General features: G+C 71.2%; 21 protein-coding genes and 5 tRNA genes. 18 read left to right on the top strand and 8 right to left on the bottom strand.

Annotated features, from left to right (window positions below; genetic code table 11):
- Positions 1-84: 84 nt before the first annotated feature.
- The 5 genes from ABZ027_RS13350 (at position 85) to ABZ027_RS13330 (ending at position 598) form a co-directional block, all read left to right on the top strand.
- Positions 85-156, top strand: a tRNA-Gln gene (locus ABZ027_RS13350).
- Positions 157-197: 41 nt separating this feature from the next.
- A tRNA-Glu gene (locus ABZ027_RS13345) sits at positions 198-270 on the top strand.
- A 62-nt stretch (positions 271-332) separates the two neighbouring features.
- Positions 333-405 (top strand) — tRNA-Glu (locus tag ABZ027_RS13340).
- Positions 406-425: 20 nt separating this feature from the next.
- Positions 426-497, top strand: a tRNA-Gln gene (locus tag ABZ027_RS13335).
- A 28-nt stretch (positions 498-525) separates the two neighbouring features.
- Positions 526-598: transfer RNA gene (locus tag ABZ027_RS13330), tRNA-Glu, on the top strand.
- Between the two features lie 190 nt (positions 599-788).
- On the opposite strand, the gene ndgR is transcribed toward ABZ027_RS13330, so the two are convergent.
- Complete coding sequence (gene ndgR / locus ABZ027_RS13325) at positions 789-1,505, bottom strand: IclR family transcriptional regulator NdgR (RefSeq protein ID WP_007384919.1); 717 nt, start codon at positions 1,503-1,505, stop codon at positions 789-791.
- A gap of 188 nt (positions 1,506-1,693) precedes the next feature.
- Here ndgR and leuC point away from each other — a divergent pair, with 188 nt between their 5' ends.
- The 4 genes from leuC to ABZ027_RS13305 all read left to right on the top strand — a co-directional run bounded on the left by leuC (position 1,694) and on the right by ABZ027_RS13305 (position 5,013).
- Positions 1,694-3,124 carry a 3-isopropylmalate dehydratase large subunit gene (gene leuC, locus ABZ027_RS13320; RefSeq protein WP_356767533.1) on the top strand — a complete coding sequence of 477 codons (1,431 nt, stop codon included), beginning with the start codon at positions 1,694-1,696 and terminating at the stop codon, positions 3,122-3,124.
- A 5-nt stretch (positions 3,125-3,129) separates the two neighbouring features.
- Positions 3,130-3,723 (top strand): 3-isopropylmalate dehydratase small subunit, encoded by a 594-nt coding sequence (gene leuD, locus ABZ027_RS13315; RefSeq protein WP_356767531.1) that lies wholly within the window; start codon positions 3,130-3,132, stop codon positions 3,721-3,723.
- A 277-nt stretch (positions 3,724-4,000) separates the two neighbouring features.
- Positions 4,001-4,231: a hypothetical protein gene (locus tag ABZ027_RS13310; RefSeq protein ID WP_356767529.1), complete on the top strand. Its 231-nt coding sequence runs from the start codon at positions 4,001-4,003 to the stop codon at positions 4,229-4,231.
- 137 nt (positions 4,232-4,368) lie between these two features.
- Positions 4,369-5,013 carry an HU family DNA-binding protein gene (locus ABZ027_RS13305; RefSeq protein WP_356767527.1) on the top strand — a complete coding sequence of 215 codons (645 nt, stop codon included), beginning with the start codon at positions 4,369-4,371 and terminating at the stop codon, positions 5,011-5,013.
- 132 nt (positions 5,014-5,145) lie between these two features.
- On the opposite strand, the gene ABZ027_RS13300 is transcribed toward ABZ027_RS13305, so the two are convergent.
- Together ABZ027_RS13300 and cofC are read right to left on the bottom strand one after the other, a co-directional pair.
- The gene (locus tag ABZ027_RS13300) at positions 5,146-5,349 is read right to left on the bottom strand and encodes a hypothetical protein (RefSeq protein WP_356767525.1); all 204 of its coding nucleotides are present in this window, start codon (positions 5,347-5,349) and stop codon (positions 5,146-5,148) included.
- 9 nt (positions 5,350-5,358) lie between these two features.
- On the bottom strand, positions 5,359-5,997 hold the full coding sequence (gene cofC / locus ABZ027_RS13295) for a 2-phospho-L-lactate guanylyltransferase (RefSeq protein WP_356767523.1): 639 nt from the start codon (positions 5,995-5,997) through the stop codon (positions 5,359-5,361).
- A 154-nt stretch (positions 5,998-6,151) separates the two neighbouring features.
- Here cofC and ABZ027_RS13290 point away from each other — a divergent pair, with 154 nt between their 5' ends.
- Genes ABZ027_RS13290 through ABZ027_RS13280 form a run of 3 tightly spaced genes read left to right on the top strand, consistent with a single transcriptional unit; the run spans position 6,152 to position 9,176 of the window.
- Positions 6,152-6,952, top strand: a complete 801-nt coding sequence (locus ABZ027_RS13290) for a lysophospholipid acyltransferase family protein (RefSeq protein WP_356767521.1) — start codon at positions 6,152-6,154, stop codon at positions 6,950-6,952.
- Positions 6,949-7,959 carry an NAD(P)H-dependent glycerol-3-phosphate dehydrogenase gene (locus ABZ027_RS13285; RefSeq protein WP_356767519.1) on the top strand — a complete coding sequence of 337 codons (1,011 nt, stop codon included), beginning with the start codon at positions 6,949-6,951 and terminating at the stop codon, positions 7,957-7,959. Before ABZ027_RS13290 ends, ABZ027_RS13285 begins: the two co-directional genes overlap by 4 nt.
- 59 nt (positions 7,960-8,018) lie before the next feature.
- Complete coding sequence (locus ABZ027_RS13280; RefSeq protein WP_356767517.1) at positions 8,019-9,176, top strand: D-alanine--D-alanine ligase family protein; 1,158 nt, start codon at positions 8,019-8,021, stop codon at positions 9,174-9,176.
- 52 nt (positions 9,177-9,228) lie between these two features.
- Here ABZ027_RS13280 and ABZ027_RS13275 read toward each other — a convergent pair whose 3' ends face one another.
- Entirely contained in the window at positions 9,229-9,738 is a 510-nt protein-coding gene (locus ABZ027_RS13275; protein WP_356767515.1) for a DUF3515 domain-containing protein, read from the bottom strand.
- Between the two features lie 20 nt (positions 9,739-9,758).
- A complete protein-coding gene (locus tag ABZ027_RS13270; RefSeq protein ID WP_324788849.1) occupies positions 9,759-9,992 on the bottom strand; it encodes an Lrp/AsnC ligand binding domain-containing protein in 234 nt (77 codons plus the stop codon).
- A 205-nt stretch (positions 9,993-10,197) separates the two neighbouring features.
- Here ABZ027_RS13270 and ABZ027_RS13265 point away from each other — a divergent pair, with 205 nt between their 5' ends.
- Positions 10,198-11,163, top strand: a complete 966-nt coding sequence (locus tag ABZ027_RS13265) for a thiamine-phosphate kinase (protein WP_356767513.1) — start codon at positions 10,198-10,200, stop codon at positions 11,161-11,163.
- Positions 11,160-11,966 carry a bifunctional hydroxymethylpyrimidine kinase/phosphomethylpyrimidine kinase gene (thiD, locus tag ABZ027_RS13260; RefSeq protein ID WP_356767511.1) on the top strand — a complete coding sequence of 269 codons (807 nt, stop codon included), beginning with the start codon at positions 11,160-11,162 and terminating at the stop codon, positions 11,964-11,966. The genes ABZ027_RS13265 and thiD overlap by 4 nt, the downstream gene beginning before the upstream one ends.
- 134 nt (positions 11,967-12,100) lie before the next feature.
- Here the strand turns inward: thiD and rpmB are convergent, their stop codons facing one another.
- Entirely contained in the window at positions 12,101-12,286 is a 186-nt protein-coding gene (rpmB, locus tag ABZ027_RS13255; RefSeq protein ID WP_003973430.1) for a 50S ribosomal protein L28, read from the bottom strand.
- A 259-nt stretch (positions 12,287-12,545) separates the two neighbouring features.
- Here rpmB and ABZ027_RS13250 point away from each other — a divergent pair, with 259 nt between their 5' ends.
- Positions 12,546-14,417 (top strand): DAK2 domain-containing protein, encoded by a 1,872-nt coding sequence (locus ABZ027_RS13250; RefSeq protein WP_356767509.1) that lies wholly within the window; start codon positions 12,546-12,548, stop codon positions 14,415-14,417.
- 570 nt (positions 14,418-14,987) lie between these two features.
- Here ABZ027_RS13250 and ABZ027_RS13245 read toward each other — a convergent pair.
- Entirely contained in the window at positions 14,988-18,053 is a 3,066-nt protein-coding gene (locus ABZ027_RS13245) for a tetratricopeptide repeat protein (protein WP_356767507.1), read from the bottom strand.
- Positions 18,050-19,879: an HSP90 family protein gene (locus tag ABZ027_RS13240; protein WP_356767505.1), complete on the bottom strand. Its 1,830-nt coding sequence runs from the start codon at positions 19,877-19,879 to the stop codon at positions 18,050-18,052. The genes ABZ027_RS13245 and ABZ027_RS13240 overlap by 4 nt, the downstream gene beginning before the upstream one ends.
- Positions 19,880-20,047: 168 nt before the next feature.
- Between ABZ027_RS13240 and recG the strand changes: the two genes are divergently transcribed.
- The 3 genes from recG to coaD all read left to right on the top strand — a co-directional run bounded on the left by recG (position 20,048) and on the right by coaD (position 23,458).
- Complete coding sequence (gene recG / locus ABZ027_RS13235; RefSeq protein ID WP_356767503.1) at positions 20,048-22,261, top strand: ATP-dependent DNA helicase RecG; 2,214 nt, start codon at positions 20,048-20,050, stop codon at positions 22,259-22,261.
- Between the two features lie 106 nt (positions 22,262-22,367).
- Positions 22,368-22,952, top strand: a complete 585-nt coding sequence (gene rsmD / locus ABZ027_RS13230; protein ID WP_356767502.1) for a 16S rRNA (guanine(966)-N(2))-methyltransferase RsmD — start codon at positions 22,368-22,370, stop codon at positions 22,950-22,952.
- A 26-nt stretch (positions 22,953-22,978) separates the two neighbouring features.
- Entirely contained in the window at positions 22,979-23,458 is a 480-nt protein-coding gene (coaD, locus tag ABZ027_RS13225; protein ID WP_356767557.1) for a pantetheine-phosphate adenylyltransferase, read from the top strand.
- Positions 23,459-23,463: the final 5 nt, after the last annotated feature.

The following is a 23,463-nucleotide window of genomic DNA, read 5'->3' as shown; positions in this document are numbered from 1 at the left end:
TCATGCGCCGCCGGGGAGCGGGCCGAAAGGTCCGAAGCCGGAGGCGCAAGCTAAACAAGATCTCCACAGGAGATTGCGTTTCAGTGGCCTATGGTGTAATTGGCAGCACGACGGTTTCTGGTTCCGTTAGTCTAGGTTCGAGTCCTGGTAGGCCAGCTCGCAGAGCTCATCTGCACCGCGGAGATCAACTCCGCAAAGCCCCCGTTGTGTAGCGGCCTAGCACGCTGCCCTCTCAAGGCAGTAGCGCCGGTTCGAATCCGGTCGGGGGTACAGATCCTTCCCACGGGAACAATCCGGGTCGCACCCGTTGTACCTGATGCAGGATCGCTAGGGCCCCCGTTGTGTAGCGGCCTAGCACGCCGCCCTCTCAAGGCGGTAGCGCCGGTTCGAATCCGGTCGGGGGTACGAACTGGTCTGAACCACATTGGTCTATGGTGTAATTGGCAACACTACGGTTTCTGGTACCGTCATTCTAGGTTCGAGTCCTGGTAGACCAGCTCGGATCTGCGGAAACGCAAGATCCTCGCCCCCGTTGTGTAGCGGCCTAGCACGCCGCCCTCTCAAGGCGGTAGCGCCGGTTCGAATCCGGTCGGGGGTACGCAAGGCGAAGGCCCTCCACTTCGGTGGAGGGCCTTCGGCGTTCCCGCCTCAGGTTCGCTTGGTGCGCCAACTGGGCGTAGGACAACAGCAGTTCGGCCACCACGTGGGGGCGGGTCATGAAACCGTTCGGGACGAGCTGCCGCGGCGTTGAGGCCGCTCGTTCCCCACGGTTCGGTGCGGTCGGTGGTTCAGCCCGTGCGGCGCAGGGCCTCGGAGAGGCGGGCCGCGGCGTCGATGACGGCCTGGGCGTGCATACGACCCGGGTGGCGGGTCAGGCGCTCGATGGGGCCGGAGACCGAGACGGCGGCCACCACACGGTTGGAGGGGCCGCGCACGGGGGCGGACACCGACGCGACGCCCGGCTCGCGCTCGCCGATCGACTGGGCCCAGCCCCGGCGCCGTACACCCGACAGGGCCGTGGCCGTGAAGCGGGCGCCCTGCAGGCCCCGGTGCAGACGCTCCGGCTCCTCCCAGGCCATCAGGATCTGGGCGGAGGAGCCCGCCTTCATCGTGAGCGTCGAGCCGACCGGGACCGTGTCCCGAAGACCGGACAGCCGCTCCGCCGCGGCGACGCAGATACGCATGTCGCCCTGCCGACGGTAGAGCTGCGCGCTCTCGCCCGTGATGTCCCGGAGGTGGGTGAGCACCGGGCCCGCGGTGGCGAGGAGGCGGTCCTCGCCGGCGGCCGCGGCCAGCTCGGCCAGCCGGGGGCCGAGAATGAACCGGCCCTGCATGTCGCGCGCCACCATGCGGTGGTGCTCCAGAGCCACGGCCAGCCGGTGGGCCGTGGGTCGTGCCAGTCCGGTCGCCGCGACCAGACCCGCGAGGGTGGCCGGACCGGACTCCAGGGCGCTCAGGACAAGGGCTGCCTTGTCCAGAACGCCGACGCCGCTACTGTTGTCCATGAAACGATACTCGCGTCTCACTCTGTGAAACGCAAGTTCAATTTTCGGTGGAACGCGCCACTCTGGAAGACACAGCGGCCCGCAGAACAAGGGCCCGGCGGCGGATGCCCGGAGACAGGGGCGCGGGCGCCGCTTCCCCAAGATCTCTAGTTGGGCCGGTTCACCACTTGCCGGCCGGAGGGAAAGCGATGGGTAGGACACTCGCGGAGAAGGTCTGGGACGACCACGTCGTCCGGCGCGCCGAGGGCGAGCCTGACCTCCTCTTCATCGATCTGCACCTGCTGCACGAGGTGACCAGCCCGCAGGCCTTCGACGGACTGCGCAAGAGCGGTCGCCGGGTGCGCCGGCTCGACCTGACCATCGCCACCGAGGACCACAACACCCCGACCCTCGACATCGACAAGCCGATCGCGGACCCGGTCTCCCGGATCCAGCTGGAGACGCTGCGCAAGAACGCCGCCGACTTCGGTGTCCGGCTGCATCCGCTGGGTGACGTCGAGCAGGGTGTCGTGCACGTCGTCGGCCCGCAGCTGGGTCTGACCCAGCCCGGCATGACCGTGGTCTGCGGCGACTCGCACACCTCCACTCACGGCGCCTTCGGCTGTCTGGCGTTCGGCATCGGCACCTCCCAGGTCGAGCACGTGCTGGCCACCCAGACGCTGCCGCTGGACCGGCCCAAGACCATGGCCATCACCGTCAACGGCGAACTGCCCGACGGCGTCACCGCCAAGGACCTGATCCTGGCGATCATCGCCAGGATCGGCACCGGCGGCGGCCAGGGCTACGTCCTGGAATACCGCGGCTCCGCCATCGAGAAGCTCTCGATGGAGGCCCGGATGACCATCTGCAACATGTCGATCGAGGCCGGCGCCCGCGCGGGCATGATCGCCCCCGACCAGACCACCTTCGACTACATCGAGGGCCGCCCGCATGCCCCCGAGGGCGAGGACTGGGACGCGGCCGTCGCGTACTGGAAGACGCTGCGGACGGACGACGACGCCGAGTTCGACGCCGAGGTCGTCATCGAGGCCGCCGAACTGTCGCCGTTCGTCACCTGGGGCACCAACCCCGGTCAGGGCGCGCCGCTTTCGGCCGACGTCCCCGACCCTGCTTCGTACGAAGACGCATCGGAGCGCGTCGCCGCCGAAAAGGCCCTGGAATACATGGGGTTGGAGGCCGGACAGCCGCTGCGCACCATCAAGGTGGACACCGTCTTCGTAGGTTCGTGCACCAACGGCCGCATCGAGGACCTGCGTGCCGCCGCCGAGCTCGTCAAGGGCCGCAAAGTCGCCGACGGCGTACGGATGCTGGTCGTCCCCGGCTCCGCGCGGGTCGGTCTGCAGGCCGTCTCCGAGGGCCTGGACGTCGTCTTCAAGGAGGCCGGCGCCGAGTGGCGGCACGCGGGCTGCTCGATGTGTCTGGGCATGAACCCGGACCAGCTGGCCCCGGGTGAGCGCTCGGCGTCCACCTCCAACCGCAACTTCGAGGGCCGGCAGGGCAAGGGCGGTCGTACGCACCTGGTGTCGCCGCAGGTCGCGGCGGCCACCGCGGTCCTGGGCCACCTGGCCTCCCCGGCCGACCTGTCCGACGCCGAGCCCCGTACGCCCGCTGGAGTCTGAGAGTCATGGAAGCATTCACCACGCACACCGGTCGGGCCGTCCCGCTGCGCCGCTCCAACGTCGACACCGACCAGATCATCCCTGCTCACTGGCTCAAGAAGGTCACCCGGGACGGGTTCGAGGACGGATTGTTCGAGGCCTGGCGCAAGGACCCGCAGTTCATCCTCAACCAGCCCGAACGCAAGGGTGCGACCGTCCTGGTCGCCGGCCCCGACTTCGGTACCGGTTCCTCCCGTGAGCATGCCGTCTGGGCCCTGCAGAACTACGGCTTCAAGGCCGTCGTCTCGTCCCGCTTCGCCGACATCTTCCGCGGCAACTCGCTCAAGAACGGCCTGCTCACGGTGGTTCTGGAGCAGAAGGTCGTGGACGCGCTGCAGGACCTCACGGAGAAGGACCCCCAGGCCGAGATCACGGTGGACCTGGAGGCCCGCGAGGTGCGTGCCGAGGGCATCACCGCCGCCTTCGAACTCGACGAGAACGCGCGTTGGCGGCTGCTGAACGGGCTGGACGACATCTCCATCACCCTCCAGAACGAGCCCGACATCGCCGCGTACGAGGCCAAGCGCCCGTCGTACAAGCCGCGGACGCTCCAGAGCTGACCGGAGTGGCCGGCACAACCAACTGAACAGGTCGAGTTTCGGCCACCGTGACACCCCCGTGGTACCCCCGATCAGCCCGATCGGGGGTACCGCCATGTCTGCACCCGAACGGCCCTGCATGGGGTTGGGCGTTCTGCCAACTTCCGGCGTTAGAAGGGTTGTTGCTGGGGTACGCGAGATGTGGAACCGTGGCTTCCCCATGTGCCCGGAAGGCCGTTTGCGGCGGCAGTTGCCCCCTGGGCGGGCGACAACTCGCCCCAGATGGCACAATCTGTGCATGGAACACGACGGCCAACTCCAGCTCTATGAGGCAGTCGCGGACCTACTCAAGGAAGCGCACGCAAGGGTGCGCGCACTGCAAGTCCCGGAGGGCGTACGGATGGCGCTGACCCGGAAGCTGCTGGTCATTACGGCCGCGGCCAAGCACGATCTCGCCGATGCGGCAAGGCGTCTGGAGGGGTTCGTGGCAGATCTCGACGCGGGTCGAATCCCCGAAGAGGAATGCTGAACAAGTCCAGAACAGCCGAGTTCGTTGCGGCGCACGGGTGATTAGCCCGTTTCGTGTTTGATTTGCGGTATATATCTGCCTAACGTGCGAAAACGCTTGAACACTTTCGTTCTGGCAATGTCTCCGAAGGGGAAGACGTGAACAAGGCGCAGCTCGTAGAAGCGATTGCCGACAAGGTGGGCGGCCGCCAGCAGGCCGCCGACGCCGTCGACGCGGTCCTGGACGCCATCGTCCGCGCGACCGTTGCGGGTGACCGGGTCTCGGTCACCGGGTTCGGTTCGTTCGAGAAGGTCGACCGTCCGGCCCGTTACGCCCGCAACCCCCAGACGGGCGAGCGGGTTCGGGTCAAGAAGACCTCCGTGCCGCGCTTCCGCGCGGGCCAGGGCTTCAAGGACCTGGTGAGCGGCTCGAAGAAGCTCCCGAAGAACGACGTCGCCGTCAAGAAGGCGCCCAAGGGCAGCCTGACCGGCGGGGCTTCCGCGACGGTCAAGAAGGCCGCGGCCAAGCGCGCCACGACCAAGACTGCCGCCGCGAAGAAGACGACCGCGAAGAAGACGACGGCCAAGAAGACCACGGCCACCGCGAAGAAGACGACGGCCAAGAAGGCGCCCGCCAAGAAGACCACGGCGACCGCCAAGTCCACCGCCGCGAAGAAGACGACCGCGAAGAAGGCGACGGCCAAGAAGGCCCCGGCGAAGAAGGCGACGGCCAAGAAGGCCCCCGCCAAGAAGTCGACGGCTCGCACGACCACCGCCAAGAAGGCCACCGCCCGCAAGAGGTAGGGGCACAGGGGCACTCACGCGCCGGGCCGGACTCCGCAGGGAGCCCGGCCCGCGGCGTGTCCAGGGACACCCCGGCAGGGCTTCGGGGGCTGTGGGTACGGAGGACGGTGTCCGACGGCGTCGCGGCGGTTCTCAGAACGTCTGCAGCGTCACGAGCGTGATCCGGCGCCTCTCGCCCTCGCCCTCCGTCTCGACGCGCACCCGCTGCCCGGGACGCAGCAGCCTCAGCCCGCCCGCGTCGAACGCGGGCCCGTCGAAGGGCACCGGGGTGCCGTCGTCGAGCAGCACCTGTCCGCTGCGGCTTTCGGGGTCGTACGTATATGCGGTGGCCTGCATGGCGTCAGCCTACTGCCAGGGGATCAACAGCCGCGCTGCCTGAGCCGCCGTGCGGGGGCCGACTCCCAGGGTCAACGCGGCGCGCAGGTCGGCGCCGGTGTCCACGTCCTGCCGGACGGAATCCACCGAGTCGAGGACGAGTTCCGCCGCGCCCGACGCGCGATGGCGGGCCCGGGAATCCGTGCCGAAGGCGGGCTGCAATTCCGTGCCTTCGCGGGCTGCCAGCAGAGTGGTGCCGATTGCGGCGGCGTCCGGGAGAAAGGCGCGGGGGAATTCCGCTGCCGCGTCCAGAACCCGGGCCAATTCCAGGGGGCGCAGTGCCGGCAGATCCGCGTTGAGGGCCGCCACGGCGCTTTCGGGGCGTGCGGCGCGTACGACGGAGGCCGCGTGCGCCAGAGCGGCGTTCAGGCCGCCGCGCGGCTCGTCGGAGACGATGTGGGCACCCAGAGTGCCCAGCTCACGGCCTGCCAGCGAGTCGTCCGTGACGACTGCCACATCCTTCACAGCCGGGCAGGCCAGCGCCGCCGCGACGGTGTCCTGGGCGAAGGCGAGGGCCAGCCCTGGGCGCAGCCCGTCGGCGGCGGTGTCCGAGAGCCTGCTCTTGGCCCGCGCCAGGGGCTTCACGGGTATGACCAACGTCCACTGCACAAGCGTTCCGTCCCTCTCTTGTAGCCGCCATTGTTACTCAGCCGTCACCGGTGCATCTGGCGGTGGCGTAGTCGGGGCGTACGGTGTTCTCGACAGACCGGCGGCCTGGGGCGACACTTGTGCGGCCCCCCAGGCACTAGAGGAAGGTGTCCGCGTGACCCGCCGCAGAATCGGGTTCTGGTACCGCTTCGCAGCGGTCCTCTGCAAACCGCCGCTGGTGGTTCTGATCAAGCGGGACTGGCGCGGAATGGAGCACATTCCAGCTGACGGTGGATTTATCACCGCCGTGAACCACAATTCGCACATCGATCCCTTCGCCTACGCGCACTTTCAGTACAACACGGGCCGCGTTCCGCGATTCCTGGCCAAGAGCGGCCTTTTCCGGAAGGGATTCGTGGGGGCCGCGATGCGCGGCACCGGGCAGATCCCCGTCTACCGCGAGAGCACGGACGCGCTCAGTGCCTTCCGGGCCGCCATCGAGGCCGTGGAACGCGGTGAGTGCGTCGCCTTCTATCCCGAGGGCACCCTCACCCGCGACCCGAACGGCTGGCCCATGACCGGCAAGACCGGTGCCGCCCGGGTCGCCCTGCAGACCAAGTGCCCGGTGATCCCGGTGGCCCAGTGGGGAGCCAACGAGGTGCTGCCGCCGTACGCCAGGAAGCCCGATTTCCTGCCGCGCAAGACCCACCACGTGCTCGCCGGGCCCCCGGTGGACCTTCGGCCCTTCTACGACCGGGAGATGACCCCGGAGCTCCTGAAGGCGGCGACCGAGGTCATCATGGCCGCCGTCACCCGCCAGCTGGAGGAGATCCGCGGCGAGAAGGCGCCCGCCACGCCGTACGACCCGCGCCGCGAGCGGATCGAGCAGCGGCGTCGGACCCGGGCGCAGACGCAGCCACTGACGCAGCCGCCGGCGCAGCGCAAGATCGGACAGGAAGAGGGGCAGGGCACGTGAGCAAGCCGGTCAAGGCGGCCGTCTTCGGCACCGGATCATGGGGCACCGCCTTCGGTATGGTCCTCGCCGACGCGGGCTGCGAGGTGACCCTGTGGGGCCGGCGCGCCGAAGTCGCCCAAGCGGTCAACTCCACGCGTACGAACCCCGACTACCTCCCCGGCGTCGAACTCCCCGAGAACCTGCGGGCGACGGCGGACGCCGCCGAGGCCGCGCGTGACGCCGATTTCACCGTGCTCGCGATCCCCTCCCAGACGCTGCGGACCAACCTCGCCGAGTGGGCACCGCTGCTCGCGCCCGACACGGTCCTCGTGTCGTTGATGAAGGGCGTCGAACTCGGTTCCGCCATGCGGATGAGCGAGGTCGTCGAGGACGTCGCCAAGGTGGGCCCGAGCCGCGTCGCGGTGGTCACCGGGCCCAACCTGGCCCGGGAGATCGCCGCCCGGATGCCGGCCGCCGCCGTGGTCGCGTGCACCGACGAGGGTGTCGCCCAGCGGCTCCAGGCCGCCTGCCACACGCCGTACTTCCGCCCGTACACCAACACCGACGTGGTGGGCTGCGAACTCGGCGGTGCGGTCAAGAACGTCATCGGGCTGGCCGTCGGCATCGTGGACGGCATGGGACTCGGTGACAACGCCAAGGGCTCGCTGATCACGCGGGGGCTGGCGGAGACGACCCGGCTGGGTCTGGCGATGGGCGCCGACCCGCTGACGTTCTCCGGGCTCGCCGGGCTCGGCGACCTGGTGGCGACCTGTTCCTCGCCGCTGTCGCGCAACCACACCTTCGGCACCAACCTCGGCAAGGGCATGACCCTCCAGGAGACCATCGCGGTCACCAGGCAGACCGCCGAGGGCGTCAAGTCCTGTGAGTCGGTGCTGGATCTGGCCCGCCGGCACGGCGTCGACATGCCCATCACCGAGACGGTCGTGGGAATCGTCCACGAGGGCAAGCCTCCCGTGGTCGCTCTCAAGGAGCTGATGTCGCGCAGCGCGAAGCCCGAACGACGCTGAGCGAACCCCCGGGGTGGACGCTGTCTCGGGGCCTTACCAACGGGTACCCTCAACGCGATATGAGCACCGAGAACCTCCCCCAGAGCCCTGAGCAGTCGCCTCGCAAGCCGCGCGTGGCCGTCGTGTTCGGCGGGCGCAGCTCCGAACACGGGATCTCCATGGTCACGGCCGGAGCCGTCCTCAAGGCCATCGACCGGACGACGTACGACGTCCTGCCGATCGGCATCACCCGGGACGGCCGGTGGGCGCTCACCGCCGACGATCCGGAGCGGATGGCGATCACCGACCGCCGTACGCCCGATGTCGAGGAGCTCGCCGAGTCCGGCGAGGGCGGCGTGGTGCTGCCCGTCGACCCCACGAACCGCGAAGTCGTCTACGGCGAGCCCGGATCGGTGCCCAAGGTGCTCGGCGAGATCGACGTGGTCTTCCCGGTGCTGCACGGCCCGTACGGCGAGGACGGCACCCTCCAGGGCATGTTGGAGCTGTCCGGGGTGCCGTATGTGGGTTCCGGTGTGCTCGCCTCGGCCGTCGGCCAGGACAAGGAGTACATGAAGCGGGTGTTCACCTCCTTCGGGCTGCGGGTGGGCCCGTACGTGGTGATCCGCCCGCGCGAGTGGGAGCGGGACGAGTCCGCCGCCCGCAAGAAGATCATCGACTTCGCCGGGGAGCACGGCTGGCCGCTGTTCGTGAAGCCCGCACGGGCGGGCTCGTCGATCGGCATCACCAAGGTCGACGACCTGGCGGGGCTCGACGATGCGATCGCCGAGGCGCAGCGGCACGACCCGAAGATCCTGGTGGAGGCGGCGCTGCGCGGTCGCGAGATCGAGTGCGGGGTGCTGGAGTTCGAGGACGGTCCGCGTGCCTCCGTCCCCGCGGAGATCCCGCCGCCGGACACGCACGCCTACTACGACTTCGAGGCGAAGTACATCGACTCGACTCCCGGCCTCGTCCCCGCGCCGCTGACGCCCGAGGAGACCGCCCGGGTGCAGCGGCTCGCGGTGGACGCCTTCGAGGCGGCCTCCTGCGAGGGCCTCGTCCGCGCGGACTTCTTCCTCACCGAGGACGGCGAGTTCGTGATCAACGAGATCAACACGATGCCCGGCTTCACGCCGATCTCGATGTACCCGAAGATGTGGCAGGCCAGTGGCATCGAGTACGGCGAGCTGGTGGACCGCTTGATCCAGGCGGCGCTGCGTCGTTCGACGGGCCTGCGCTGACGCTGTCCGCGGCCGGTTGAGTATCCGGGAGTGGCCAAGGCTGCCGGAGTGTCTAGTCGGCGATCCCCTCGGGGATCGCCTTCTTGACTGCCGGGGCCAGATCGATCAGCGCCCCGGAGCTGTCCGTTCCCTTCGGCACCGTCACCTCGACGTACACGCTCCGGTTGGCCGTGGTGAAGCGGCTGCCCCCGCCGTCCTGCTTCTCCATCAGCCAGTCGACTCCGTTCACGCCGCCGGCGACCGCGTCCGGGTCGCCTCCCTCCGCCACCTCGGGGTCGATCATCTTCGGAGGCTGCCCGACACCGCAGCGCAGTATGATCGCCGGGCCTCCCCAGCCCGCGGTCAGTGCGGAGGCCGGGTCGGGGTCGTGGCGGCTCTCACCGTCCACTTTCGACGGCAGTACCTTGTCCAGGTCCCGGCACAGCTTGGTGACCTTCGCACTCGGACTGGGAACCGCCGCCGAGGCGGTGTCGTCTGCTGTGGAACAGCCCGCGACCGTGATCAGCACGGCGATCGCGGGCGGCCCGATGACAATGCGGCGCCGGTGACGGAAGAGGTTCACCGGTCAAGGGTAGACGGGGGCTACAGATGGACGACCGGACAGGTCAGGGTGCGGGTGATGCCGTCCACCTGCTGGACTTTCGCGACCACCATGCGGCCGAGATCGTCCACTGTGTCGGACTGGGCGCGCACGATGACGTCGTACGGTCCTGTCACGTCCTCGGCCTGGATGACTCCAGGGAGCTTGCTGATCGTCTCTGCGACGGTCGACGCTTTGCCGACCTCCGTCTGGATCAGGATGTACGCCTGTACCACGGAACCTCCAGGGCGGCCACGAGGATCATGTGGGGAAAAGGAACGCCACGGTATCGCGTCGCAGCTCGCCACGGGGAGACCCGCGGGACGAGGACGCCCGCGCCGGGGCACGGGCACGACAGAAGTTGACGGTCACCTCGACCGTATCGAGGACACTGGTGACGCGCGAGCGGGCACGGACAGGTACAGAAGGGGCGTAAGGGCAATGAAGGGCACTGTTGGTGAGCTTGGGGAGTTCGGGCTCATCAGGGAGCTCACCTCCCGTCTCACCACCACTCCGGCGGTCCGGGTCGGCCCCGGCGACGACGCCGCGGTGGTCGCCGCGCCGGACCGACGGGTCGTGGCCAGCACCGACATCCTCCTGGAGGGGCGGCACTTCCGCCGCGACTGGTCCACCGCCTACGACGTGGGCCGCAAGGCGGCCGCGCAGAACCTCGCGGACATCGCCGCCATGGGCGCCGTACCGACCGCGCTGCTGCTCGGCTTGGTCGTCCCCGGCGAACTCCCGGTGACCTGGGCGAGCGAACTGATGGACGGCCTGCGCGACGAGTGCCAGGTGGCCGGTGCCTCCGTGGTCGGCGGGGACGTCGTACGCGGTGACACGATCATGGTGTCGATCACCGCGCTCGGGGATCTGCGCAACAACGAGCCGGTCACGCGGGCGGGCGCCCAGCCCGGTGACCTCGTCGCGGTGACCGGATGGCTGGGCTGGTCCGCCGCCGGATACGCGGTGCTGTCCCGGGGGTTCCGTTCGCCGCGGGCCTTCGTGGAGGCGCACCGGCGCCCCGAGCCGCCGTACCACGCCGGTCCGGCCGCCGCCGGGCTCGGGGCGACCGCCATGTGCGACGTGAGCGACGGGCTGATCGCGGACCTCGGGCACATCGCCGAGGCCAGCAAGGTCCGTATCGACATCCGCTCCGGCGCGATCGACATCCCGTCCCAGATGAACGACATCGGGCAGGCCGTCGGCGTCGACGCCATGCAGTGGGTGCTGACCGGGGGAGAGGACCACGCGATCGTGGCGACCTTCCCGCCGGACGTGAAGCTGCCGGCCCGCTGGAAGGTGATCGGCGAGGTGCTCAACCCGTCGGCTCTGCCCCAGGTGACGGTCGACGGGGCGCCGTGGACCAAGAAGGGCGGCTGGGACCACTTCGGGGACATCGAGTCATGAGCGCGCCGCCGAGGGTGCTGACGGTCGCGGGTTCCGACTCCGGGGGCGGAGCCGGGATCCAGGCCGACCTGAAGACCATGCTCGCGCTCGGCGTGCACGGCATGAGTGTCGTCACCGCGGTCACCGCGCAGAACTCCCTGGGCGTGCAGGGGGCTTGGGAGCTGCCGGTGGAGGCGGTGCGGGCGCAGTACCGCAGTGTCGTGGACGACATCGGCGTACAGGCGGTGAAGACGGGGATGCTCGCCTCCGCCGAACTCGTGGAGGTGGTGGCGGAGTTGATCGCGGGCACGGACGCGCCCGTCGTCGTCGACCCGGTCGGGGTGTCCAAGCACGGGGACCCGTTGCTGGCCGCGTCCGCGCTGGACTCCGTGCGGACGAAGCTGCTGCCGGTGGCCACCGTGGCGACGCCGAACCTGGACGAGGTGACCCAACTCACCGGCGTGCGGGTCGAGTCGGAGGGCGGGATGCGGAAGGCCGCCGCGGCGGTGCTGGGGTACGGGCCCCGGTGGGCGCTCATCAAGGGCGGCCATCTGGCCGGTGACGCCGTGGACCTGCTCACGGACGGCTCCGAGGAGCACTGGCTGCGCGCGCCGAGACATGACAACCGGCACACGCACGGCACGGGCTGCACCCTCGCCTCCGCGATCGCGTCGCATTTGGCGAAGGGGCGGAGCGTGCCGGAGGCGGTGGCGGCGGCCAAGGAGTACGTCACCGGGGCGATCGTGGCCGGGTACGCGCTCGGCGGGGGGATCGGGCCCGTGGATCACGCGTGGGCCTTCAAGGGGAGTGCTCCCTCAGAATGACGGGCCGTCCGGGCGTGGGCATGCAAAAAGCCGGTCCACACCAGGTGGACCGGCTCAGAGCAGCGAACCAGCAGTGGCCGCGCGCGATGGGGGTCCCCCCGCCTCGACCGAAGTCGAGAGGTGGGGGATGTGCGTCAGCGCGAGACCTTGCCGGCCTTGATGCACGAGGTGCAAGCGTTCACGCGCTTCGGCGTCCCGCTCACCACGGTACGCACACGCTGGATGTTCGGGTTCCAGCGACGGGACGTACGGCGGTGCGAGTGCGAGATGTTGTTGCCGAAGCCCGGCCCCTTGCCGCAGACGTCGCAGTTGGCAGCCACGGGTCACTCCAAAGACTTCAGATGCACTTACGGTGGATCCCGGCATGCCGGGGATCGAGATCACAGGATCAGAGATCTGGGTGGCGGTGCCAGGGAGGTGGCCCGATGTGGATCGGGCAACCGGAGCAGCATACAACGACTGCGCCAGTGGAACGAAACTACCATGGCTGCTCAGGGCTCCGCTCCAGGCCCTCTTCCGGTGGACAGCACCCCGAGGTCTACGCTGCGACCCACGTCCGGCAGCTCAAAGGAGGCGTAGGTGGCGCAGGAGCCGCAGACATTCTTCGATGCTCTCGCGGTGCGCACCTGGTGCTCTCTCGCGCTGGCCGCGCTCGGACGGGCGCGGGAGGAGATCGACGCGATCAACGTCTATCCCGTGGCGGACGGGGACACCGGTACGAACCTGTATCTGACCATGGAGTCCGCCGTCGGGGCCGTCGAGGCGGTGTTCGCGGGGCATGAGGCGGGCCCTCCGGCAGTCCGCGGGCCGACACTCGCCGATGCCGTCCGGGCGATGGCCCACGGGGCGCTGATCGGCGCGCGGGGCAACTCGGGGACGATCCTCGCGCAGTTGCTGCGCGGCATGGCGCAGGTGCTCGCCGCCGACGGTGAGACCGCTCACACCGACGGCCGGGGCCTTGGGCTCGCCCTGCGGCACGCGTCCGACTCCGCCCGCCAGGCCGTGGCCCGCCCCGTCGAGGGAACGGTCCTCACGGTCGCCTCGGCCGCCGCCGACGCCGCGGCCGAGGCAGCGGGCGGGGGTGACTGCGCGACGGTGGCCCGGGTGGCCTACGAGGGAGCGCGCACCGCCCTCGCCGCGACGCCGGGGCAGCTGGCCGTCCTGGAGCGCGCCGGAGTGGTCGACGCGGGCGGACGGGGCCTGGTCGCGGTCCTCGGGGCCCTGGTGGAGACGTTCACGGGGCAGACGCCGGGTGGGACGACGGGTCCGGCATCCGCTTCCGTACCGCATGCCCGGGCGGGACACGGCGGCCCGGCGGGATCCGCGCACGCTGTGCCCGGGGCCGACGCCGTTCACGCGCGCGTGGGACGGGGCGTGGAGCACACCGAGCAGGCGCAATCGGGCGGTCGGACCTCTGCCGCGCGGGGGCCCGCCCATCCGTCTGCCGCGCGGGCGCCCGCCCATCCGTCGCCGTCTCCCGGCGACGAGGGAGAGTGCGGGGACGGACCGCAGGCCCCCGGTAAGGGTGGGCCGGCCTTCGAGGTGATCTACCTGCTGGAGGCGCGGGACGAAGCGGTCGCGCGGCTGCGGACCCGGCTCGACGCCCTCGGGGACTCGCTCGTCGTGGTGGGCGGGGACGGGCTGTGGAACGTGCATGTGCACGTGGACGACGCGGGCGCCGCCGTGGAGGCGGGCGTCGAGGCCGGGCGGCCGTACCGGATCCGGATCACCCACTTCGGGCTCGGTGACGTGCACACCACCGGTGCCGAGCGGCCGGTCGGGGAGCGGGCCCAGCGCGCGGTCGTGGCCGTCGTGCCCGGTGAGGGACTGGCCGGGCTGTACACCGAAGCGGGCGCGACCACCGTCCTCGCGCGCCCCGGGGAGCCGCCCGCCAGCGGGGAACTCGTGGAGGCCGTACGGCGGGCCCACGCGCGCGAGGTGGTGCTGCTGCCCAACGACCCGGACCTGCGGCACACCGCGGCCGCGGCCGCCGCACAGGCCCGTACCGAGGGCATCCGGGTGGCCCTGATCCCGACCCGCTCCGCGGTCCAGGGAATCGCCGCGCTCGCCGTGCACGAGCCGGAGCGCCGCTTCGACGAGGACGTCGTGACCATGACCTCGGCTGCGGGAGCCACTCGGTACGCCGAGGTCGTCGTGGCGGAGCGGCAGTCCTGGACCATGGCCGGCATCTGCCAGGCCGGTGACGTCCTCGGGCTCATCGACGGCGACGTCGCCGTGATCGGCGCGGACATCGGGGCGACCGCGGAGACGGTCCTCGACCGCATGCTCTCGGCCGGCGGCGAACTGGTCACCCTCGTCCTGGGCGACGAGGCCCCCGCATCGGTCGCCGACCACCTCGAAGCCCGCGTACGGGAGTCGTACCTCGCCGTGGACACGGTCGTGTACCGGGGCGGGCGACAGGGGGCTCTGCTGCTGATCGGGGTCGAGTAACCGCGGCGGCCTGCAGCCTGTGGCCTGCAGCCTGTGGCCTGCAGCCTGTGGCCTGTGGCCTGCGGCCCGCTGGCCGCCGCCTGTCGCGTGATGCCCCTGGCTGCCGCCTCGGTGACGCCCGCTGGCTGCCGCCTGTCGCCCGCCAGCCGGGAGCCGGCGGGCGGAAGGCAGGCGGCAGGCAGCGGGCAGCGAGCCGCCAGCTGTCGGTAGATCGCAGCTGGCAGCCATCGGACTCCAGACGGCGGATGGAAACGAGCAGCCGGCACGGCGGCCAGCGGAATGCAGATGGCAGCGATCCGCCAGCCGCGATCAGCCAGCCGTCGGCAGACCGCAGTCTGCAGACGGCAGCCAGCGGACTCCAGACGGCGGACGGGAGACGGCGGACGCCAGCGAGCAGCCGGCACGGCGGCCAGCGGACTCCAGACGGCAGTCGCCAGTGGTCAGCCAAGGGACGGCAGGCAGCGGACGCCAGATGGCAGTGGGCAACCAGCCACCGGCAGTCGGCGTCGCCTATTGCCCGCCGCCAGCGCGCAGCCCGTCGGCCCGCTGCCCTCCACCGCCCCGTGTCGTCTAGCCCGTCGCCTGTTCCTCCACCACGCCGAGCAGTTGCCGTGCCTCGGACCGGCGCGCCCGCACGATGTCGTCCTCGTCCTCGACGGCGTCGGCGTACGCCGACAGCACCGCACGCGCGCGGGTCGCCGCGTCCTTGGGGCGGCCCAGGTCGGCCTCCAGCCATCCCGCGGCGAGTTCGGCGGCGGTCCGGCTGGACAGGGCGTCGGCCCCGAGGGCGGCGAAGACCACGATCGCCTCCGCCACTTGGGACAGGGCATCGTTCAACACCGCCCGGATCGAGTCGTCCTCGGCGTCCTCGGCCACCGAACGGGCCAGCAGGTCACCGAACTGCCGGTGCGTGTGGCCGAGTTCGCCCAGCAGCCGCTGCCGAGTCTCCTCGTCGTCCGCCGCCGCGCCCAGTGCCGTCTCGCACTCGCGGACCGAGAGCGCCATCAACTCCCGCGCCGCCCCGGCCCCGTCCTCGGTGCGCAGCGCGAGCCACGCACGGGCCCGCAGCGAGCGGACGAGACCGTGGACGTTGCCGAGCGTGCGCCACAGCTCGCCGGCGCGCGCGTAGGCCAGGTCCGCCTCGGCGGGCAGGCCGGCGTGACCGAGGGACTCGGCGGCGAGGTGGGCGAGCGTCGCGTGGTCGTGCTGCTCCGGCCAGTGCCGGGCGATCTCGGCTGCCTGCAACCGGCGTTCGGCGGCCTCGCGGTGTTCGCCGAGTTCGCTCAGACAGTCGCCGAGCCACCACTGGGTCTGCACGATCGCGCCCTCGCCGTGCGTCTCGGCGCCGAGGTCGGTCAGCGCCGACTCCAGCACCTCGGCCGCCTCCGCCCAGCGCCCCTGCCGCAACAGGAACCCGCCGAGCTGGTGCCGGGCCAAGGCTCCGAACGTGGGCCCCTCGCCGGCCTCGTCGGCCCAGTGCGCCGCCTCCAGGGCATGCTCGGCGGCCTCCTCGGACAGGCCGCGACCCCCGACGACCTCGGCCAGCTGGAGGTGCAGCTGCGCCCGTCCCGTCGGCTCCAGGTGCGGCCCACCGTGCTCCAGGGCGCACCGCAGCGCCCGCTCCGTCCCGGCCAGATCGCCGACGTGGTGCGCGAGCGCGGCGAGCCTGGCCTCGTACTCCACGGCGAACCACGGCAGCCCCGCGCCCACGAAGCCCTCCGCGGCCCGCGCGAACAGCTCCTGGGCCGCCGCCACGTCCCCGGTCTGCGCGGCCAGCTCCGCGAGCATCGCCCGCGCCTCGGCGGCCCGCGCGGCGAGCCGGACGTCGTCACCGGTGCGCCCCTCGACCAGGGCCAGCACCTCCCGGGCGGCCCCTTCCGCCTCGGCGAGCACCGAACCGAACGAGGAGGCAGCGGACGTACCCACGCCGTCCCCAGCCCTCTCGGCTTCGGCGGGCCCCGCCGGGAGACCGGCGGTCCCGTCCGCGGCCGCCGCCGGGCCGCCGGTGCCTGAGTCGGCCACCACCGCTTCCTCCAGCGGCTCCTCCGCCTCGTGAACCCGCCGCATCAGGATCCGCGCCCGCGCCATCAGCACCGACGCCGTCTGCCGTACGCCCGTACCGTCCTCGGCGTAGAGCGCGAGGACCTCGTCGTAGGGACCGGCCACCGCCGCGAGCGCCTCGGTCACCTCGCCGGTGAGGGCGCGCACGTAGGCCGCACGGGCGCGGGCCGCCAGTGCCTCGCCCGGGTCGCCCGCCTGCGCGAACAGCTCGGCGGCACGTTCGAACAGGGCTATGCCCTCCGGGCCCTGCTCCATCGCCTGGTGGTCGGCGATCTCGGCCCGGTCGCGGGCCTCCAGCTCGACGCCCTCCGCGGCGCGCGCGACGGCCGCCCACGCCTCGATCGCGTGCGGCTGCAAGGTGTCCGAGAGCCGCCGGGCCTCGACGAGCAGCGTCCGCAGATCTGGCTCCTCCGGGGAAGCGGCCACCGGCGCCGGGGCCGCCGCCGCCACCGCGGCCGTCCGCACCGAACGCACCCCCAGCGGCAGCCGCTCGACCAGCGGCCGCTGCGCCATCCGCGCGCGGGCCCGCTCACTGACGTGTCGCGTGCCGTTGCGGCCGTCGAAGCGGGCGGCCAGCGCGAGCGCCTCCCCGCGCGCGTGCGCTGCCAGGTCCCGCGCGGTCCACGCCCGGTCGGCCGGTCCCGGTACCCGCTGATCGCCGAGCCCCAGCTCGGTCAGCCGGTCCATGAGCAGGGCGACCACGGCCATGAACTCCAGGCCGCTGCGCGGATGTCCGCCGTCGGCGAAGTACGTCGGCCGCTGGGCGAGCAGTTCCAGGCCACGCGCCTCGTTCCCGGTCAGCGCGCAGAACTCGACGTGGTCCGCGTAGGCACCCCGCATGCTCTCCATGGGCCGCACGAGCCGGAAGCCCCGCAGGTGGTGGGCCCGGGCCTCATCGACGCGGCCCAGCCGAAGCAGCGGCGCCAGGGAGGACGCGAGGACCGTGTGCGGCTCGTGCGCGCAGGTGAACTCGCCCGCCAGGACCGGGCCCCACAACGCGAGCGCCTCAGCGTCCCGGCCCCGCTGGGCCTGCCACCAGCCCTGCCCGTGCAGCTCGCACGCGTGGCAGTCGGCCATGGCGTCCCGGTCGGCGGCCAGCCAGGCGGTGTACGCCCGCTCGGCCCGCGGCACGTCCCCGAGGTGCGCGGCCACACTGAACTCGGCGCTGCGCACGGCCCGTTCGGAGTGCCCGGCGAGCCGGTAGCGGTGCTCCATCTCGCCGAGCCACTTCTCGATGGACGCCAACGGAATGTGCGGCTGGTCGAGCATGCCGGCCGACATCCACTTGAAGACCCAGTGCAGCGAGTGCGTCTCGTACTCGTCGAAGTCCTCGGGCCGCTCGTCCCACATGCGCAACAGGCGCGCGAAGGGAACGAACATCTTGTCCTTCTCGGAGCTGTAGTTGTAGACCTTCAGCTGGTGCCCGAGCGCCTCGATCACCGCGAGCGGGATGTTCAGCCGCTCCGCCTCGGCGAGCAACTGCTCCGCGCGCGCGTTGCGGGCCGGCCCCTCCGGCTGTTCGGAGTTCTCCGCCATCGCCTGACGGAGGTCGTCGAAGTCCGTGATCCGGCTCATGGGTGACCGTCCTCGCTGTGCGTGGCCCACTCCAGGAGGCCGATGAACGCCCGGTTCAGCAGGGCCGAGTCCGCGGGCCTGAGCGGGCGTTGCGCCATCAGCAGCGCCTGCCCGTACAGAGACTCCGTGGCGGTGCCGATCAGTTCCGGGTCGCCGAGTGAACTGATCCGCCGGATCAGCGGGTTGAGATGGTTGAGCACCAGACGCGCGCGCGGCGCGCCGCCGCGCAACGAGCCGAGGATGCCCGCCCACAGATCGTCGGCCTGCTCCGCCGCCTCCGCTCGCGCCTGCTCGTGCCGGGCCGCCCGGTCGTCCAGGTGCAGCGCGGGAACCGACAGCGGGCGGAAGGACCGCAGGACGACATCGCATCCCAGCGGGTCGAGCTTGGCCCGCGCGACCGCCAGGAAGGCGGACAGCGCCAGTTCCTCGGCCGCGTCGACCGCGTCCAGGTGCGCGGTCACGGTGTCGGCGTCCAGCTCCGCGACCACCGTCCCCGGCCGCACCGACGGCAGCGCCTCGATCAGCTCGCTGTCGTACGTGTAGCCACCGTTGATCACCCCGACGCCCTGCGCGGACGCGATCGGCGCGACCTGCCGGAACTCCTCGACGGTCCGGGTGAAGTGCACGACCGGGTGTCGCCGCGCGAACTCCTCCAGGGACAGCTGTCCGTCGGTCGTCTCGAACGGCAGCCACGGCAGCATCGTGCGCAGCATCTCGCTGTCGTGCCGCGCCAGCGACTTCACGCCCAGGTGGTGCACGGCCAGGAAGTCCGCCAGCCGCTGCGGATCGCCGGCCGCCAGCCCCGTCAGCCAGGACCGGATCCGCTCGCCCAGCGCCTCCCGTACCGCGGCCAGCGTCTCGTCCTCGTACAGCGACTCCCGCGAGGCCGTGGGCCGCAGGCTGTCGGTGTCCAGGACGCAGCGCACGAAGAACGCCCAGTCGGGCAGCAGCTGTTCGCCCCGCTCGGTCAGCAGCATGCCCTTCAGGTGCACGCGGTGACCCGCCCGCTGGACCGGGCTGACCGCCGACGGCAGGACGTACGCCACCCCGCGGATCCCGGCGAGCGGCACCGCCAGGTCGATCGCGTCCAGCGGAGTGAACCCGAACACCTCGTGACAGTGCCGCGCCAGCGCCACCCGGCGGCCCGCGGGACTCGGGTACGGCCGGTCCCACGGCGCGGGCAGATCGGTGACCGCCTCCTCGCCCACCCGCACGTCGTACGGCAGCAGCGACCCGAAGTCCCGCGCCAGCGCCAGGACGCGTTCCTCGGTCAGCCACTCGCCGACGCCGGCCCGTGCCGTCAGGTGCACGGTGGTGCCCGGTTCGGGCCGGGCGGTGTCCGGCAGCGTCCGCACGGTGTACGAACCGTCGTCGCTCGCCGTCCACTCCACGGGCGGCGCACCCGGCGTACGGGCGCTGCGGCTGACCACCCGGATCCGCTCGGCGACCACGAAGCAGGCGAGCAGCCCGATGCCGAACTGCCCGAGGAAGTCGGCGCGGACCTCCTGGAGCCCCTCGGCCCGTTTGGAGCTGCGCCCGATGGTCGCCAGCAGGGTGTGCACGTCCGACTCGCTGAGTCCCACGCCGGTGTCCTCGACCCGCAGGGACCCGCCCTCGGCGTGGATCCGTACCCGGGCGGGGGCGTCCGGTTCCTCGGCCCGCCGGGCGGTGATGGCGTCCACCGCGTTCTGCAGCAGCTCGCGCAGATAGACCTTGGGACTGGAGTAGAGGTGATGGGAGAGGAGGTCCACCAGGCCGCGCAGGTCGACCTGGAACGTATGGGGCTGCTGGGGTGCCTGGGATGAATGTGAGGTCTGGGAGTCCATCGTCACGGCGCCGGTGGGGGAGTTCTCGACGGCGCGGGGTCGGGCGGTCCCGTGTGGGGCGTGACCGCGGGGAGGGATGGCCGGAGCGCGTCATCCTAGGGCCCGAACGAGCGTCCTGACCAGGGGTTTCGCGGTACGTATACGGCAATGTCAGTGGTGTGGTGTGCAATGGATCTCGTGCCCGCACTGGAAGAACCGCTCAAAAGGGTGCTCGGCCCCGCCACCGCGAAGGTGATGGCCGAGCACCTCGGCCTGCACACGGTCGGTGACCTCCTGCACCACTACCCGCGCAGATACGAGGAGCGTGGCCAGCTCACCCACCTCGCCGACCTCCCCATGGACGAGCACGTCACGGTGGTCGCCCAGGTCGCCGACGCCCGTCTGCACAGCTTCGCCTCGGCCAAGGCCCCGCGGGGCAAGGGGCAGCGCCTCGAAGTCACGATCACCGACGGCAGCGGCCGGCTCCAACTGGTCTTCTTCGGCAACGGCGTTCACAAGCCCCACAAGGAGCTTCTGCCGGGCACCCGCGCGCTGTTCGCGGGCAAGGTCTCCGTCTTCAACCGCCGCCTCCAACTGGCGCATCCGGCGTACGAGTTGCTGCGCGGCGCCGACGGCGAGGCGGCGGAGGCCGTCGACAGCTGGGCCGGCGCCCTCATCCCGCTCTACCCCGCCACCGCCAAGCTGGAGTCCTGGAAGATCGGCAAGGCGATCCAGACCGTCCTGCCGAGCGCCCAGGAAGCCCTCGACCCGCTCCCTGACTCCCTGCGTGAGGGCCGCGGCCTGGTCTCCCTGCCGGAGGCCCTGCTCAAGATCCACCGCCCGCACACCAAGGCCGACATCGAGGACGCCCGGGCCCGCCTCAAGTGGGACGAGGCCTTCGTGCTCCAGGTCGCCCTCGCCCGCCGCCGCCACGCCGACGCCCAACTCCCCGCCGTGCCCCGCAAGCCGGCACCCGACGGTCTCCTCACGGCCTTCGACTCCCGCCTGCCCTTCACCCTCACCGACGGCCAGCGGAAGGTCTCCAAGGAGATCTTCGACGACCTGGCCACCGACCACCCGATGCACCGCCTCCTGCAGGGAGAGGTCGGTTCCGGCAAGACCATGGTGGCGCTGCGCGCCATGCTCGCCGTCGTCGACACCGGAGGGCAGGCCGTCATGCTCGCGCCCACCGAGGTCCTCGCCCAGCAGCACCACCGCTCGGTCGTCGAGATGATGGGGGAACTGGCCGAGGGCGGCATGCTGGGCGGCGCCGACCAGGCCACCAAGGTGGTGCTGCTGACCGGCTCCATGGGGGCGGCGGCCCGACGGCAGGCACTGCTCGACCTCGTCACCGGCGAGGCCGGGATCGTGATCGGCACCCACGCGCTGATCGAGGACAAGGTGCAGTTCCACGACCTCGGGCTGGTCGTCGTCGACGAACAGCACCGCTTCGGCGTGGAACAGCGCGACGCCCTGCGCGGCAAGGGCAAACAACCTCCCCACCTGCTCGTCATGACGGCCACGCCCATTCCGCGCACGGTCGCGATGACGGTCTTCGGCGACCTCGAGACCTCCGTCCTCGACCAGCTCCCGGCCGGCCGCTCCCCGATCGCCAGCCATGTCGTGCCGGCCGCCGACAAACCCCACTTCCTGGCCCGGGCCTGGGAACGGGTGCGCGAGGAGGTCGACAACGGCCATCAGGGCTACGTCGTCTGCCCCCGCATCGGCGACGAGGAGGACGACCCCAAGAAGGCCCGGAAGAAGTCCCCCGAGGACGAGGCCGAGAAGCGCCCGCCGCTCGCCGTCCTCGACGTCGCCGACCAGCTGGCCACCGGCCCCCTCCAGGGCCTCAAGGTCGAGGTGCTGCACGGTCGTATGCCTCCCGACGACAAGGACGCGGTCATGCGCCGCTTCGCCGCCGGGGAGACCGACGTGCTGGTCGCCACCACCGTCATCGAGGTCGGCGTCAACGTCCCCAACGCCACCGCCATGGTGATCATGGACGCCGACCGCTTCGGCGTCTCCCAGCTGCACCAGCTGCGCGGCCGGGTGGGACGAGGCTCGGCCGCCGGTCTGTGTCTGCTGGTGACCGAGATGCCCGAGGCGAGCGCGGCCCGCCAGCGGCTGAACGCCGTCGCCGCCACGCTCGACGGCTTCGAGCTCTCCCGCATCGACCTCGAACAGCGCCGGGAGGGCGACGTCCTCGGCCAGGCCCAGTCGGGCGCGCGCACCAGTCTCCGGATGCTCGCGGTCATCGAGGACGAGGAGATCATCACGGAGGCCAGGGAGGAGGCGGCGGCGCTGGTCGCGGCAGACCCGGAGCTGGAGCACCTGCCGGGCCTGCGGACGGCGCTGGAGGCCCTCTTGGACGACGAGAGGGAGCAGTACTTGGAAAAGGGCTGAGGGAGACTTACCTCAGGGGCGCGGGCCGAATGGCATATGCGGCTACCGCCGCGGGAGCGCGACCAGCCACAATGAACCAGAAGCCGCCCACAACCAAGGACCAAAGATGACCCGCGTGATCGCCGGCGCAGCCGGCGGACGACGCCTGGCAGTCCCTCCAGGCACCGGAACCCGTCCCACGTCCGACCGCGCACGCGAAGGTCTTTTCTCCACGTGGCAGTCCCTCCTGGGCGGCCCCTTGGACGGCGAACGCGTCCTCGACCTCTACGCCGGCTCCGGCGCCGTCGGCCTGGAAGCCCTCTCCCGAGGCGCGAGCCACACCCTCCTCGTCGAGGCCGACGCCAGGGCCGCCCGTATCGTCCGGGAGAACGTGCGCACCCTGGGCCTGCCCGGCGCCGAGGTCAGGGCGGGCAAGGCCCACCAGGTCATCCAGGTGGAGCCGGAGCAGCCCTACGACCTCGCCTTCCTCGACCCGCCGTACGCCGTCTCGGACGGCGATCTTCGGGAGATTCTGCTCACACTCCTCGCCGGGGGCTGGCTCGCGCCCGAAGCCCTCGTCACCGTGGAGCGCAGCACCAGAGGCGGCGAATTCCACTGGCCGGACGGTTTCGAAGCGATCCGGGCCCGTCGCTACGGCGAGGGAACGTTTTGGTACGGTCGCGCCGCCTCTACGTGCGAAGACGCACGATGACCGGACCGGAGAGCGAGGGATCTCAAGTGCGCCGCGCCGTCTGTCCCGGGTCGTTCGACCCGATCACCAACGGACACCTCGACATCATTTCCCGCGCCTCGCGTCTGTATGACGAGGTCTATGTCGCGGTCATGATCAACAAGTCCAAGAGAGGCCTGTTCGAGATCGACGAGCGGATCGACCTGATCCGCCAGGTCACCGCCGAGTACGGAAACGTCCGGGTGGAGGCCTTCCACGGCCTCCTCGTCGACTTCTGCAAGCAGCGCGACATCCCGGCCATCGTCAAGGGCCTGCGCGCGGTCAGCGACTTCGACTACGAGCTGCAGATGGCCCAGATGAACAACGGCCTGTCGGGGGTGGAGACCCTGTTCGTGCCCACCAACCCGACCTACAGTTTCCTCTCCTCCTCCCTGGTCAAGGAGGTCGCGACCTGGGGTGGGGACGTCTCCCACCTGGTGCCGCCACTGGTCCTTCAGGCCCTCGGCGAGCGGCTCCGGCAGGACTGAGCAGC

It is taken from the genome of Streptomyces sp. NPDC006332, from assembly GCF_040612855.1.
Classification (GTDB): domain Bacteria; phylum Actinomycetota; class Actinomycetes; order Streptomycetales; family Streptomycetaceae; genus Streptomyces.
Note: the sequence above shows the minus strand (reverse complement) of the source record. Positions and strands in the feature narration are given on the sequence as shown.